A 14634-nucleotide genomic window follows, 5' to 3' on the forward strand; every position below is an offset into this window, starting at 1 on the left:
GCACACCACGCACCACAACCGGCGGGCAGGCGGCTGAGCCACCACGACCCCCCCCCCCCCCCCCCCCCCCCCCCCCCCCCCCCCCCCCCCCCCCCCGCCCCCCCCCCAAACAGGGGGGGGGGGGGGGGGGCGGGGGGCCCCCCCCCCCCCCCCCCCCCCCCCCCGCCCGGGGGGCCCCTCGGCCCGGTGCGCCCACGCCGGCACCCACGCCCGGCCCGGTCGCCGTCCGGCGCCCCGCCGCAGCCGCCGCGCACCCGGCAGGACCGCGCCGGACACTACCGGCCGCGGCCGGGCACCAGCCGTCCGACCTGCGGAAGCGTGGCGGCTTTGGGGACGTGACCGGCTGCGGGAGCGGAGCGACCGCACGGCCTGGCCCGGCGGGTCGGCGCGACCTGCGCCCGCCGCTCGTGCGAGCGCGGGGGCTGCTGATGGGCGGCCGGGCCCGCAGCTCCCGCCGGGTTCGACGGGCCCTTCGGGGCGGGGCGGCTGCCGTACGCAACGGGGTCCCGCGCCCCGTTCGGGGCGGTTGGACATACGCCGGATGACGGCCGCCAAGCGAGGGAGAAGGGCACGAACCGGCGGCCCGTACGCCTTCGCGCGGCGCCCGGCGAAGGGACGGAGTCGAATTCAGTAAATGGTCGAACGGTCCGGGACCGATGCCCTGTCGATGGCCAGTGGATATGTCAGAGCGCGCATGACGCTCCCCCTCCCGGAGTCCCCCTGTGCGCCCTGCCGCCCGCCGTGCCACGGCGCGCACTCCGCCGCCGGCCGACCACGGTCAGACGGTGGCCGTGCGCATCGCCAACATCACCGGGCCGTACGGAAGTTCGCCCTTCCGCCGACACAGTGCGCCACGATCGCATCGCCACTCTTGCCACTTCGGGCATAGCCGATTCGGCTGCCTCGGGCGCTTCCGTACGAAGTCTGCGAGCCCTGGCGGGACTATGCCGCATCCGCCGACAGCGCACCGTGATGGCGGTAGACGAACAATGCGGCTTCCCCGCGCGACCGGGCACCCAACTTGCGCATCAGACTCGTCACATGGGCCCGCACCGTGCGTTCGGCGATATCGAGCTGGCGGGCAAGTGAGCGATTGGATTCGCCGTCGGCCAGTAACAGGAGGACTTCTACCTCACGTTTGGTCAGTAAGGAGAGATCCGGAATGGAACGCCTCGGTGTCGTATGCGGTTTCTCTTCGCCCGTGCCCATCGAACGCCCCCGTGATTGCACGTGCCCTCCCCGTAAGACGAGGCCCATCCAGGCCAACTCGTGGTGGACCCATGAGAGCAGAGGATGACGAAAGTGGCACCGACCGGCGCACGATGAGTGACTCAAGCCACCTGTTATGACCAGCACCTGATAACCGATAAGACAATAACTCGCCTTATATCAAAGGAAGTCCGACGCCCGACCGGAGTGCGGCGCGGCCCCGCCGGAGGGCCGGGCGCTCCGCCACGGGCCCGGGCGGCGACCCGGTGCGCGGCGCCCCCGCCGACCAGCCCGACCGCCGGCCCGTCCGCGCGCCAGCCCGCCGGAAGGGCGTATGCCCACCGCGGGCGCGCCCAGCCCTCGCAGAACGGCCGGTAGTTGCCATCCCCACGCACCACCGGAACGCACCGCGCCGCGCAGGGGGCGTCTCCCTTGGGCACCACCCCTCGGGCGCCGGCCCCTGCCGCGGCGCTCCGCTAGGCAGCGGCACGCGCGAGGCGTCGTACAGACAGCGGCGGTACGGGGATGCAACGGGCATCGGTTCCGCACACCCTCGCGCCCGCGTACGCCTGCCGCACGGAAAGCGGTCAGTGACGGTCCGGTAGAGCGGGGCTGATCATGCCGGACGCCGCGCGCCGGCGCCACCGGTGCTTGCGCTCAGCCCGTCGGGGCGTCACCGCGGGTCCTGGTGTCGATGACGGCGAACCTCGCGCCCTGGTTGTCGACGACCACCGACGAGCGGCCGTGCGGCGTGGTGACCGGGTCGATGACGATCCGGCCGCCGAGCCGCTGGGTGGCGGCAACGGCCGCGTCGCAGTCCTCGACGACGAAGTAGGTCAGGAAGTGGGCCGGCATCTCCGCGGGGTAGCGGGTGTTGATCAGGCCCCGGCCGCCGACCGCGTGCCGCGCCCCGGCCGGGCTGCCGGCGGGCACCCAGCGGACGGCGCCGGGCGACCCCGCGTCCTCGTCCGGCTCGGCGCGCAGCCCGAACACGGCCGCGTAGAAGGCGTCCGCCCGCTCCGGTTCGCGGGCGTAGACCTCGGCCCAGCCGTACTCGCCCGGCTGCCCCTGCGCCTCGAACCCCGCATGGCTGCCGGCCTGCCAGAGGTTGAAGACGGCGCCGTCGGGGTCGGCGACCACGGCCACCGTGCCGAAGTCTCCGGTACGGACCGGCTCCATGATCACCGCACCGCCCGCGGCGCGGACCCGCTGCGCGGTCGCCACCACGTCGGCGGTGGACAGGTAGACGCTCCAGACGGTCGGCATCCGCCCGTCCGGCTTGGCGGCGAGCGCCGCGACGTTCTTCCCGTCGTGGAACGCCTGGGTGTACGAGCCGTACTCGGGCGCGGTGCCGCCGAAGGTCCAGCCGAGCAGTTCGCCGTAGAAGCGCCGGCCGGCGGCGACGTCCGGCAGGGCGGCGTCCACCCAACAGGGCGCGCCCTCCGGGAACCGGCCCCGCGGCGGCCCGGCGGGGACCGCACCGGGCGGGTCCACCGGGGCACCCGGGGATGCTGGGGACTTCGGGGATGTCGGAGACACCGGGGACGCCGGGGATACTGGAGATGCCGGGGGTGTTCGGGATGCCGGGGATTCCGTGGGCCCAGGGGATTCCGGGAACCGTCGGGATTCCGAGCTTTCCGGGGGACCTGGGGTTTCAGCGTTTTCCGGGGGTTCTGCGTTTTCCGGGGGTTCTGGAAAGTCCGAGGCACCCGGGGTTCCACGGGACTCCAGGGGCCCGGGGAACTCCGGGGGCTCCGAGCGCTCCGGCGATACGGCCATCGCTCCGCGTCCTCCCATGCAGGGATCTCGGCACACGGCAAGTGCCTTATCAGCCACGCTAACGGCGCAGCCGGCATCCCGCCGCCCCAGCGCCGTCGCCCGCGAGCCCCGAAGCCACTAATCGCCGCCCGGGTCGGCGATGCCGACGGAATCCGTACGGCAGGCGAACAGCAGGCGAAAGGGCGTCGCACACGCCGCCTCCACACAGCGGGCACGAGTTATCCACCGAAGTTATCCACAGGCTGTTGATAACAGGAATCATCCATCCGGCCGAATCCACGTCGCGCGGTAGATGGCTGCCCCAATGACCGCCCTGTACCCAGTACACCCCGCCTGAAGTGCACTTTCTCAAGCCGTTCCGGGCCGCACCCCATTTGCCGGCGGCCGGATCGCGCTCTGATCACCCCTCGGTAAGCTGACGGCATGACAGGACAAGTTCGCACGGTTGACGGCCGGGTGGCCGGGCGCCGCGGACAGGCGACGCGGCAGAAGCTGCTCGACTGCCTCAGCGAGATGCTCAGCTCCTCGCCGTACAGAGACGTCAAGGTCATCGATGTCGCACGCCGCGCCGGCACCTCACCCGCGACGTTCTACCAGTACTTCCCCGACGTCGAGGGCGCCGTCCTTGAGCTCGCCGAAGAGACGGCTCAGGAGGGTGCAGGGCTCACCGAACTGGTGGCGGGCCGCTCCTGGGTGGGGAAGGCGGGCTGGCAGTCGGCCGAGGAACTCGTGGACGGCTTCCTCTCCTTCTGGCGCAAAAACGATGCCATCCTGCGCGTCGTCGACCTGGGTGCGGCCGAGGGCGACAAGCGGTTCTACAAGCTCCGCATGAAGCTCATCAACGCCGTGACCGGCTCGTTGGCCGACTCCATCAAGGAACTCCAGGCCAAGGGCAAGGTCGACAAGGATGTCAGCCCCGCCGCCGTGGCCGGTTCGCTGGTGACCATGCTCGCCGCGGTCGCCGCGCACCAGAAGGGCTTCCAGAGTTCGGGCGTCAAGCAGGCCGACCTGAAGCCCAACCTCGCCCTCCTGGTCCACCTGGGCGTCACGGGCCGCAAGCCCACGAAGTAGCCCGGGAAGCAGCCCGGGCGACCGCCCCGCGGCGGCACGCCACCACCACCACCGCACCGGCACCGCCGGCCCGGCGCGCCCCCGCCCCGCGTTCTCGTCCCGGCCCGTACGGCCCATACGCCCCGCACTCCCGCACGTCCCGTCGCACCTTCGGTACGGGCAGACACCCACCCGCACCGGTACGCACCCGCACGCGCGCGTAGCCGTCCGGCCGCACACACGCCGGACACACACCTGCCACCACCCGCGTACGCGAACGGGCTACTGGCTACTGGCTACTGGCCGACCCTGCCGTCGATGCGCTCGCGGAGCAGGTCCGCGTGGCCGCAGTGGCGGGCGTACTCCTCCACCCGGTGCACCAGCAGTTCGCGCACCGCGACGCCGTCCCTGCCGACGCGTTCGCCGAGGTCCGCGTGGCCGGCCAGGGCGGCGTGGGTCGCCGCCTGTTCGCGCTCCAGGTCCGCGTGGGCGGCGTCCACCACGGCCTGGTCGGCCACCGCGCCGTGGAAGTCCGCGTCCTTCGCGCCGTACAGCTTGGGCAACGGCTCGTCCGTGGTCAGCCAGTTGCGCCAGTCGCGCTCCGTCTCGGCGAGGTGGCGCACCAGGCCGAGCAGCGACATCGTCGACGGCGGCACCGAGCGGCGCGCCAACTGTTCCGCGTCCAGGCCCTCGCACTTCATCCGCAGCGTCAGCCGGTAGCCGGCGAGGAAGTCGGCCAGCGTCGCCAGTTCGCCGTCCGGGCTGACGCCCTCGCTGTTGCGCGGGTCGTCGGCCGGGTCGGCCCACATGTCGGGGTAGACGGTGGCCTTGGTCCATCGCGCGGGTTGTTCGCTCATGCGCGCCATGCTCGCCGGTGCGTCCCCGGCCCGCCAGCGGATTACGCTCCCGCCCGCCCCACCGAACCCACCGGCCACGGAAACCGCTCCGCACCACCATCCCAGCGGAATCCACCCTTTCCCTGGATTCCTTGCAGATCCCTGGATTCCTTGCGGAATTCCCGTGGATTCCGCTGGGAGCGAGCCGAATTCGACGGATTCGGCTCGGCGGTGCGGAGTCTTCTGCTTTCCCAACGCGTCGGCATGCGCCCGCCCGCGTGCATGCCCCAGCCCGTACTCGTATGCGACGTCACGCGGCCACGGAGTCACGCGGCGCCGACGCGGTCAACCAGCCGCGCGGTGATGCGGCCGACCGGCCGCGCGGGGATTGCGCCGTGGGTTTAGACAAGAGGTTCACGAGGCGGGTTCACACCGAGGTGTCGCGCGTAAAAGTCCCGCGCGGCGAGGGGCCTACTCGACGACCTTGAGCAGCTTGTTCGGGGTGCTGGGACCCGGGTTGCTGATCTTGTCCGGGGTTGCGCCTTCGGTGAGGGCCTTGGCGACCTGGTCCGGGGTGGCGTCCTGGTGGCCGCCCAGGTAGACGGCTGCCGCGCCCACCACGTGCGGGGTGGCCATCGAGGTGCCGGAGATGGTGTTGGTGGCGTCGTCGCCGGTGTTCCAGGCGGAGGTGATGTCCGAGCCGGGGGCGTAGATGTCGACGATGTCGCCGTAGTTGGAGAAGCTCGACTGCTGGTCGGTTTCGGTGCTGGAGGCGACCGTGATGGCCTCGGGCACGCGCGCGGGCGAGCTCTGGCCGGCGTCGGTCGACTCGTTGCCGGCCGCGACGCCGAAGGTGACACCGGACTCGATGGCCTTCTGGACCGCCGCGTCCAGCGCCTCGTCGGCCCCGCCGCCCAGGCTCATGTTGGCGACCGAGGGGCCCTGGTGGTGCTCGGTCACCCAGTCGATGCCGGCCACGACCTGCTCGGTGGTGCCCGAGCCCTGGTCGTTGAGCACCCGTACGGCGACGATCTTGGCCTTCTTCGCCACGCCGTGGTCCGCGCCGGCGATGGTGCCGGCGACGTGCGTGCCGTGGCCGTTCCCGTCGTCCGCCGAGTCGTCGCCGTCGACGGCGTCGAAGCCGTGCGTGGCCCGACCCTCGAAGTCCTTGTGCGTGACCCGCACGCCGGTGTCGATCACGTACGCGGTGACGCCGTCGCCCGCGCCGTCCGGGTACGCGTACGTGCCGTCGCCCTGGGTGTCGGCCTGGTCGATGCGGTCCAGGCCCCACGACGGCGGGTTGTCCTGGGTGCCGGTCGCCTTGAACGTCTTGTTCTGTACGACCTTCGCCACGGCCGGGTCGGCGGCCAGGCGCTTGGCCTCGGTCTCGGTCAGGCCCTTGGCCGCGAAGCCGTTGATGGCGGACGTGTAGCTGCGCGAGAGCTGGCCGCCGTACTCCTTGGCCAGCTCCTTGCCGGTGTCGGCGGCCTTGACGCCGCGGTCGCCCTTGAGCATGACGACGTAGCTGCCGTCGATGGCGCCCTTGGCGTCCGCGCCGTAGACGGTGCCTTCGGCGGGCGAGTCGGCGGCCCCGGCCGGAACGGCCACGAACGCGCCGGCGGCGCCCGCCGCGGCGGCGCCTATCGCCAGGGTGAGACGACGGCTGCTGATGCGCTTGTGAGATGCCATGAAGAGTTGACCCTTCGCTTGCGTGTTGTGGGGGGAATTTGTTGCAACCACGCTGCGCGGCGGGATGTTTTCCGCCGCGCCTGCAAAGACTCTGCATGGTTCCCCATGGTCATTTCAATAACCCGTTCGCCCTGTTACCCGGATGGCAACAAGCGGCAATAAACAATGAGCCAAAATACGGACATAGCCCGGGAATTGACGCCTGATGATCTTAATCCGCGTTCCCGTTTGACCGCATTCGCCGAACTTCCTCCAAGGCCCGCCGACATTAGTACGGACCAATTCTCTTCCGCCTTACGGGACTTCAGGGTGACGCCCTTCACATAAACCCGCGCGGGGTGGTGGGTGTTGTGCACATCCAGTGACCCCGGCGAAACGGCTTGGCTTGAGCGGAGTTCGACGGCGCGCGGGGCGCTGGACGTTTGGGCGGTGGGTGTGGCGCCGCGGTCGGGGCACGACGGGACGGGACGCAACGAGGCAGGGCTTCGTACGAGATGTCACGCATCGGGGCGACTGGGCGACCTTTGGCCTGAGTTGTGGCCCCCCGGGTGGTTGACCACCGGCCGGAGCCGGCCGTGATCCACTCCCTCTACACCATGATTGACCAGCAGTTTCTCGCTGGGCGACGCGTTTGTCAGTGCGGCGCGCTATACATGGTGCTGTGCTCGTGGCATCACACCGGGTAGCCATGGGGCGCGGGGAGGAGGCGAGCGTTGAGGCTGTCGAAGGAGTTACCGGAGAGCGGCGTACGGGTCATGGCGGATCGGCGTGACTTCGGCCGCTTCATCGGAAGCGCGAAGTGTGAGCACGACCGGGCGGCCTGTCTCGGCTGCCTGCTCAGCGTGTTGATGTTCATGGTGGGCGCGGCCGTCACCGCGGCCGGCGTCACGTCCGCCCGCGAGGTGGGCACGGTCGGCCGGTTCGTGGGCGTCGGGCTGCTGGTGCTCAGCGTGGTGGTCCCGCTCGGCACCCGGGTGTGGCAGGAGTGGAAGGGCCCGCCCGCCACCGTCTTCCACTGCTTCGAGCACGGCTTCGTGCTCACCCACGGCCCGGAGGTCCGCGCCCTGCCCTGGTCCGAGGCCCGGGTGAGCTCGTTCCGGGAGGCCACGTATTCGCCGCACGGCGGGGTGGCCGAGCCCGTCGAGTGGGCGGACGTCCGCACCCGGGAGGGCGAGACGCTGTACGCGGTGGGCGGCGAGGCCGCGGAGCAGATAGCCGCCACCGCAGCCGCCGACGAACTCCCGCGCGCAGCACACCGGTTGGCCCGCGGCGGCACGGTCGCGTACGGCAGCTTCGCCCTCTCCACGGAGGAGTTGTTCCTGGACGGCACGCCCCTGCCGTGGCGCGAGGTGCGGCAGGTGGAGTCCGGCAGCCAGGCCGTCCGGGTCTACCGCACCGGCACCCCCGACCGCGCCGTCCACTTCACCGCGCCCCGCCGCCAGACCCCGTACGACAGCGTGGTGGTGGCCCTCTCCCAGACATACATATCCACCCACCGGCCCCGCGGGCCCCGCACCCCGCACGCCCAGCCCCCGGACTGCCACTGCGCTTCCACCGGCGGCCCACCCGACCGCGCCGACGAACCCTCGGGCCGCTGATGCGCGGGGCCCTGGCGCGCGCAGCGCTGACACCCGAGCACTGGCACGAGCGGGGCCGGGGGGCGGGCAGGTGCGGGGAGACCGGGGGCGGGGCAGCCCGGCTCCCGGCGGTGCGGCGGGCGATGATGGGGCAGGTGATGACCCCGATGAGCGATGACGAGCAGCGCGCGTTCCGCGAACGGCTGCACTCCCTGCGGGTGTGGACGGACCCGCTGCCGCGGTTCGACCCGGCCGCGGCCCCCGCCGAACCCCTGCCCCTGTTCCAGCGCTGGCTGCACGAGGCGGCGGACGCGGGCGTGCGCGAACCGCACACCATGACCCTGGCCACGGCCGACGAGGCGGGTCGCCCCGCCACCCGGGTGGTGATGCTGCACGACGCCGACGAACACGGTTGGCACTTCGCCTCGCACCGCACCAGCCGCAAAGGCCGGGAGCTCGCGGCCAGGCCCCAGGCCGCGCTCGGCTTCTACTGGCCACGGGTGGGCCGGCAGATCCGGCTGACCGGCCGGGTCCCCGCGGCCGGCCCCGAGGAGAGCTCCGCCGACCTGCACCCCCGCTCCCCCGGCGCGCTGGCGGCCGCCCTGGTGGGCCGGCAGAGCGAAGTTCTGCCCGCGTACGAGGAGTTGGCGCGGGCGGCGGCCGCCGCCGGGGAACGCGCGCACCGGGAGCCGGACGCCGAGGTGCCGACCTGGACGCTGTACGTCCTGGACCCGGAGGAAGTGGAGTTCTTCCAGGGCGAGGGGCAACGCCGCCACGTACGGCTGCGCTACCGCACCACGCCCGAGGGTTGGGCGCGCGACCTGCTCTGGCCGTAGCGGGCGGGGCCGCTGGGCAGCCGGCCGGGCGCAGCGGCGGCCGGGCAGCCCGGGCGGCGTGCGGCAGGTGGCGTTCAGTCCTGCGGGTTGGGCGCCGCCGCCCAGGCCGGCGTGTTGGCGCGGGCGGTGTCGGCGGCTGCCGGGACCGCGGTCTGGCCGAACCGGTAGGGCGGCAGGTCGGTGGCGAGCCTGGCGTGCACGTGGATGTCCCGCGGCGTGCCCGTCAGGTCCACCATGGCGCCGCGGAAGATGCCTTCGACGCGGTAGGCGCAGCGGTCGGCGACCCGGCAGGAGGCGTCGTTGCCGACGGCGTGGCCGAGTTCGAGCCGGTGCAGGCCGACGTGTTGGAACAGCCAGCGCGTCATGGTCTCCAGGCCGCGCGCGGCCACCCGTTGGCCGCGCGCCTCGGGCAGTACCCAGTAGCCGACCCGGCCGCTGCGGTGGTCGAAGTCGAGTGCGCCCGCGTACACGCTGCCGAGCACCGCCGAGGTCCCCAGGTCCGTGATGGCGAAGGCGGCCATGTCACCGCGGCGCCACCCGTCGGTTCGGGTGCACAGGAAGTCCCAGGCGCCGTTCGGGAAGGCCGCCGGCGAGTTGACGGCGCTCCAGCGGCGGTATTCCGGATCGGCCAGGCCGCGCTCGATGGCGGGCAGGTCGGCCTCCTCCCAGGGGCGCAGTACCAGCCCGTACATCTCCAACTCGACCGGCTCCAGCATCCGCCTCTCCTCCCGCTCCCCGCCTGCCCGTAAGCCGTCTCCCCCGTCCGCCCCCGCATTCAACACCGCCGGGGCCGCCCGGGGCCCACCGGGGCGGTCGTTCCCGGCCGCACCGAGCTTCCGCATCGGTCGACACACCACCCCCCGGCACTCCTCTCGGCACTCCTCTCGGCACTCCTTGCGGCACGCCGCTCACGGCACACCGCGCCCGGTGCACTGAGTGGCGCCCACCGTGCCCCCAGGGCGCACAGAAGCGCGCCGGAGTGACTGCCACCGCCGCACCACCCCGGCCGGGCGCGGACAGCAACCGTGGACGGGTTGGCCGAACGGCCGCCGACCGACCCACCCCACCCCGGCCGACGCCCCCGCGACACACGCCAGCCCGCGCCGGGCGCCCGGCCGCACCAATCGTGACATCACTAAGTTTCTCGACCATGCGTCATGAAAGTGCCCAACTACTAAGCAATAGGCGCGATATAGCGTGAGCAACCGACCGAAAGCGACAACGGGACGAGACGCCTACGGGGGACGGACCCGCGCCCGGGTGCGAGGTGGTCGGCGCCCGGAACGTCGTACGCGGACCGGCCGCGGGCGGAGGCGCTCGGGCCCGCCGGCAGGGCGCAACGCGTTGCCACCCGTAATCGTTCCGCAACCGATTCGGTACCGGTTTGACCGAAACCCGTCAATCATCCGACTACGCTCACGCTCATGGCCGACAGAACTCCCGCCCCCCACACCCCCGTGTACGTGATCGGCGGCGGCCCCGGCGGCCTCGCGGCAGCCGCGGCGCTCGGCGAACGGGGCGTGCGTGCCGTGGTCCTGGAGCGCCAGCACGCCGTCGCCGGGGCGTGGCGGGCCCACTACGACCGGCTGCGCCTGCACACCACGCGGCGCATGTCGGCCCTGCCGGGGCTGGCGATACCGCGCGCGTACGGGCGTTGGGTGAGCCGCGACCACCTGGTGCGCTACCTGGAGCAGTACGTGGAGCACCACCGGTTGGAGTGCGTCACCGGGGTCGAGGTCGCGCGGGTCGAGCGGGCTGCGGGCGGGGAGGGCGCGGCGGGCGGCTGGGTGTTGCGGGCGAGCGGGGGCCGCGAACTGGCGGCGTCGGCGGTCGTGGTCGCCACCGGGCACAGCCACACCCCGTACCTGCCGGAGTGGCCGGGGCGGGCCGAGTACGGCGGGGAGTTGCTGCACGCGGCCGACTACCGGGCCGCCGACCCGTACCGGGGCAAGGACGTCCTGGTGGTCGGGGCCGGCAACTCGGGCACCGAGATCGCCGCCGATCTCGCCGCCGGCGGCGCCGGCCGGGTCAGGCTCGCGGTGCGCACCGCGCCGCACATCGTGCGCCGGTCGCGGCTCGGTTGGTCGGCGCAGCGGTCCGCGGTGCTCGCCCGCCGGTTGCCGGTCGGCGTGAGCGACCGGCTAGCGGCCGTACGGGCCGGCCTCTGCGCCCCGGACCTGGCCGCCCAGGGGCTGCCCCGGCCCGCCGTGGCCGGGGGCGCCGGCCTCTACTCGCGGGCCAGGGCGGGGGCCGTGCCGGTCCGGGACACCGGGATCGTGCGGGCGGTGCGGGAGGGCCGGGTGGAGGTCGTCGCGGCGCTGGCCTCCTTCGACGGGGACAAGCCGGTCCTGGCCGACGGCAGCCGCATCGACGCCGACGTGGTGATCGCCGCCACCGGCTACCGCCCCGGGCTCGACCCGCTCGTCGGCCACCTCGACGTGCTCGACTCGCAGGGCAGCCCCCTGGTGCGCGGGTCCCGCCGGCTGGCCGCCTCCCCCGGCCTCTACTTCACCGGCTACGCCAACCCGGCCAGCGGCATGCTCAGGGAGTTGGCCACCGAGTCCCGCAAGATAGCCAAGCGCATCGCCCGCGACCTGGGCTGAAACGCCGTACGGCGCGCGGTGGCCGGTGCCATGCGCAGTGCGGTGGCACGCGCCATCCGGGACGCGGTGGTACGTGCCGTACGGGGCGCGGTGGTACGTGCCGTACGGGGCGCGGTGGTACGTGCCGTACCCACCGGGCTAACCAGACGCGCCGTCGACGGCGTCCGCACCCATCTCCGTGCCCTCGCCCGTCCCTTCGCTCGTCCCCACGCGCACACCCGCGCTCTCACCCTCGCCCGCCTCTTCGCCCGCCCCCGCGCGCGTACCCGCGCCCGAACCCGACTCCCCAGCCGCACCCGTACCCGCACCCGTCTCCGCACCCGCACCCGCACTCACCCCCGTACGCGTACCCGTCCCCGTCCCCGCCCGCTCGGTACGGCCGGTCGCCGCCCCCCGTTCGCCGGCTGCGGCAGCCAGCGTGAGCAGCAGGGCGAACGCCACCCCGGCGAGGATCGCCGTCGCCGGTGACGTCGCCTTCTGCACGACGCCCGAGAGGGTGGCGCTGAGCGCGTAGCCGAGGCCGACCGCCGCGTACATCACCGAGTACCCGGCGGCCAGTGCGCTCGCCGGCAGCGCCGCGCGCAGGGCGAGGGTGCGCGTCATCTGCACCCCGGACTGGAGCAGCCCGGCCAGCAGCATGGCCGCCGCGATGAGGCCGATCCCGGGCAGCACGGCCGCCGCGGCCACGCACGCCATGACGGCGAGCATCAGCACCAGGCTCTGCCGGGCCAGCGAACCCGGCCAGCCGCGCAGCCCGTACGCGACCGCCCCCACGGCCGCGGCCACCGAGTAGCCGGCGAGGACCGGCCCCGACCAGCCGACCGCGATGCCGCGCTGTTCGAGCAGTGCGGGCAGGACGAGTTCGGCGAGGGCGAGCAGCGAGAGCGCCGCCGCGCCGGTGGCGTAGACGGGCCAGGCGCCGGCCAGCGTACGCGTCATGGACACGCCGTCCCGGTCGCCGGCGTCCGCGTGCCAGCCGGCCGGCAGGGCCCACAGACCAGCCGCCGCGGCCCCCGCGAGCACCGCAGCGAGCAGCAGCGGAACCACCGGGTCGACGCCCAGCGCGAGCCCGGTGGCCAGTGCGGGCGAGGCCGTCCACACGGCGTACGTCAGCATCGACTCCGCGCTGAGCACCTGGGTGCTCAGGCGCTCCGGCACCAGGCTGGTCAGCAGGGCGCGCATGCCACCGGGTGCGGCGCCGGGGGCCCCGCCGGCCACGGCCGCGACCCCGGCGAGCACGACGGGGTGCGCGCCGGGCGCGAGCCCCAACACCGCGAAGGCGGCGGCCCCGACCGCGAGCCCGGCGGCGAGCGACCGGCGCGCCCGGTCAGGCCGCAGCCGCGCGCCGAGGGTGACCGCGCCGACGACCTCGCCGACGACGTACGCGGCGGCGAGCACGGCGCCCAGCGTGTAGCCGCCGGGTCGCTCCCGCACCAGGAAGACCAGCGCCAAGGGCGCCATCGCGACGGGCATACGGGCCGCGACGGCGACGAGTGCCCAGTTCCCTACGGGACGGGTGGCAAGTTCTCGGTAGGCCATGGCGCGACGATAAAGCCTCTAACCGGTGTCAGGGTCAAGCCATTCGATGTCGGCCGCCGACCGCCGACCGTCGTCCACCGGCACCTGGCACCCCGTGGCGCCGGGGAGACTGGAAGCCGCACCGGCCCGGCAACCCGCAGGACAACAGCAGGACAACAGCAGCGCAGCCAAGCGAAAGGGGCACCCGTGCGCGCGCAGACCCGACAGGCCGCCCGGACCACCGGCGACACCACCCGCACGCCCCGTACGCCGCCGACGACGCCGACCACGCCGCCGCAGGTCTCGGCCCCGGCCCCGGCCCCGACGGATGGCGCGCCGCCCGCCCGGGACGCCCTCCGCATCGGCCAGCTCGCCGAACGCACCGGCGTCAACGTCCGATTGCTGCGCTACTACGAACAGCAGGGCCTGCTCCGCCCCCGCCGGCTCGGGAACGGGTACCGGGTCTACGCGGAGGACGACGTACGGCTGGTCGCGTACATCCGCACGCTGCTGGCCGCCGGCCTGACCACCACCGTGATCGCCCGCCTCCTGCCGAGCGTCTGCGAGCGGGACGGGGTGCTCCGCCCGTGCACACCGGAGCTCGCCGACGAACTGCGCCGCGAACGGGACCGGATCGACAGCCAGGTAGCCGAACTCCTGGCCTCCCGCACCCTCCTCAACCAGGTCATCGCCGCCGCCCCCCAACACCCGCGCTGAACCCACCACCCCGCCAGCCCCCGGCGACAACGGCGGGTCCGGCGCCCCCGTCCAGACGCTGACGCCGCTCCCGACGCCACGCGGCGCGGTACGCGATGGCGCGGGGCACGCGGTACGGCGCGGCGCCGAACGGCCGGCCGGCCAACGCCCGGCCGCGGAACGCCCCAAACCCACCGCACCCACAGCACCCACAGCACCCACAGCACCCACAGCACCCACATAAAAGGAACCCGCACCAAGAGGCCCCGTGCCAGAACAAGCCACGCGGAAAGGTGGCGCCCGAAGCCGTCAGGGGCGCCACGCGGGGCGGCGTCCGCACACCACGCACCACAACCGGCGGGCAGGCGGCTGAGCCACCACGACCCACCACCCACGCCCCACCGCCCTCAGCCCACCACCCGCCGCCCAGGCGCCCCGCACAAATGCAGGGCTTGGCGGTGCGCTCGTGCGCGCCCCGAGCACGGCACCGCGCACCGCCAGCCCCATTCGGCGCCGCTGCCCTGTCGCCGCGCCGAACCGCGATCCGTAGCGCGCCGAGGCAGCAGCCCATGGGCGTCCGAAGGACCCCGGATACGAGCCGTCCTCGACGTCCCCTCCGACGCATCGCTGCACCTAAGGGTGATCAATCGAACACGACACGTCAACACCTGGTCTGGACTTAATGATTCCCCTCTAGTGCGCGGCGCGGCGGCACGCGGGCCACGCGCCGGCGAGCGACGCCGCGCGCTCGATGGCCACCGTCGCCCCGGGGCCGGGCGCCGGCGCCGCCCCGCGCCCGTCGGGGCCGCCCTGTCTCTGTTACACAACTGACGCTGCCGCC

General features: G+C 73.5%; 12 protein-coding genes. 5 read left to right on the forward strand and 7 right to left on the reverse strand.

All coding sequences use genetic code 11. From position 1 onward, the window contains the following. The 3 genes from AAHZ94_RS14030 to AAHZ94_RS14040 form a co-directional block, all read right to left on the reverse strand. A partial coding sequence (locus AAHZ94_RS14030; RefSeq protein ID WP_349993196.1) for a hypothetical protein occupies positions 1–204 on the reverse strand: 204 nt, incomplete at its 3' end. Positions 205–942: 738 nt separating this feature from the next. Further along, positions 943–1209 carry a response regulator transcription factor gene (locus AAHZ94_RS14035; protein ID WP_349993197.1) on the reverse strand — a complete coding sequence of 89 codons (267 nt, stop codon included), beginning with the start codon at positions 1207–1209 and terminating at the stop codon, positions 943–945. A gap of 657 nt (positions 1210–1866) precedes the next feature. Beyond that, positions 1867–2634 (reverse strand): VOC family protein, encoded by a 768-nt coding sequence (locus tag AAHZ94_RS14040; RefSeq protein ID WP_349993198.1) that lies wholly within the window; start codon positions 2632–2634, stop codon positions 1867–1869. A 777-nt stretch (positions 2635–3411) separates the two neighbouring features. On the opposite strand from AAHZ94_RS14040, the gene AAHZ94_RS14045 reads away from it, so the two are divergent. Further along, positions 3412–4059 carry a TetR family transcriptional regulator gene (locus AAHZ94_RS14045; protein ID WP_349993199.1) on the forward strand — a complete coding sequence of 216 codons (648 nt, stop codon included), beginning with the start codon at positions 3412–3414 and terminating at the stop codon, positions 4057–4059. A gap of 275 nt (positions 4060–4334) precedes the next feature. Here the strand turns inward: AAHZ94_RS14045 and AAHZ94_RS14050 are convergent, their stop codons facing one another. Together AAHZ94_RS14050 and AAHZ94_RS14055 are read right to left on the reverse strand one after the other, a co-directional pair. Next, on the reverse strand, positions 4335–4895 hold the full coding sequence (locus AAHZ94_RS14050; protein ID WP_502964669.1) for a DinB family protein: 561 nt from the start codon (positions 4893–4895) through the stop codon (positions 4335–4337). Positions 4896–5345: 450 nt separating this feature from the next. Continuing rightward, positions 5346–6563 carry a S8 family peptidase gene (locus AAHZ94_RS14055; RefSeq protein ID WP_349993201.1) on the reverse strand — a complete coding sequence of 406 codons (1218 nt, stop codon included), beginning with the start codon at positions 6561–6563 and terminating at the stop codon, positions 5346–5348. A 713-nt stretch (positions 6564–7276) separates the two neighbouring features. On the opposite strand from AAHZ94_RS14055, the gene AAHZ94_RS14060 reads away from it, so the two are divergent. Beyond that, positions 7277–8161, forward strand: a complete 885-nt coding sequence (locus tag AAHZ94_RS14060) for a hypothetical protein (protein WP_349993202.1) — start codon at positions 7277–7279, stop codon at positions 8159–8161. 146 nt (positions 8162–8307) lie between these two features. After that, positions 8308–8976, forward strand: coding sequence for a pyridoxine/pyridoxamine 5'-phosphate oxidase (locus AAHZ94_RS14065; protein ID WP_349993203.1), 669 nt, complete (start codon positions 8308–8310; stop codon positions 8974–8976). A 74-nt stretch (positions 8977–9050) separates the two neighbouring features. On the opposite strand, the gene AAHZ94_RS14070 is transcribed toward AAHZ94_RS14065, so the two are convergent. Continuing rightward, positions 9051–9692 carry a GNAT family N-acetyltransferase gene (locus AAHZ94_RS14070; RefSeq protein ID WP_349993204.1) on the reverse strand — a complete coding sequence of 214 codons (642 nt, stop codon included), beginning with the start codon at positions 9690–9692 and terminating at the stop codon, positions 9051–9053. A 708-nt stretch (positions 9693–10400) separates the two neighbouring features. On the opposite strand from AAHZ94_RS14070, the gene AAHZ94_RS14075 reads away from it, so the two are divergent. Then, the gene (locus AAHZ94_RS14075) at positions 10401–11579 is read left to right on the forward strand and encodes a flavin-containing monooxygenase (protein WP_349993205.1); all 1179 of its coding nucleotides are present in this window, start codon (positions 10401–10403) and stop codon (positions 11577–11579) included. Positions 11580–11717: 138 nt separating this feature from the next. Here the strand turns inward: AAHZ94_RS14075 and AAHZ94_RS14080 are convergent, their stop codons facing one another. Continuing rightward, complete coding sequence (locus tag AAHZ94_RS14080; protein WP_349993206.1) at positions 11718–13118, reverse strand: MFS transporter; 1401 nt, start codon at positions 13116–13118, stop codon at positions 11718–11720. Positions 13119–13304: 186 nt separating this feature from the next. Between AAHZ94_RS14080 and AAHZ94_RS14085 the strand changes: the two genes are divergently transcribed. Continuing rightward, entirely contained in the window at positions 13305–13814 is a 510-nt protein-coding gene (locus AAHZ94_RS14085; RefSeq protein ID WP_349993207.1) for a MerR family transcriptional regulator, read from the forward strand. Positions 13815–14634 lie beyond the last annotated feature (820 nt).

Origin of the sequence: Streptomyces sp. HSW2009, assembly GCF_040240285.1 — a bacterium.
Classification (GTDB): Bacteria; Actinomycetota; Actinomycetes; order Streptomycetales; family Streptomycetaceae; genus Streptomyces.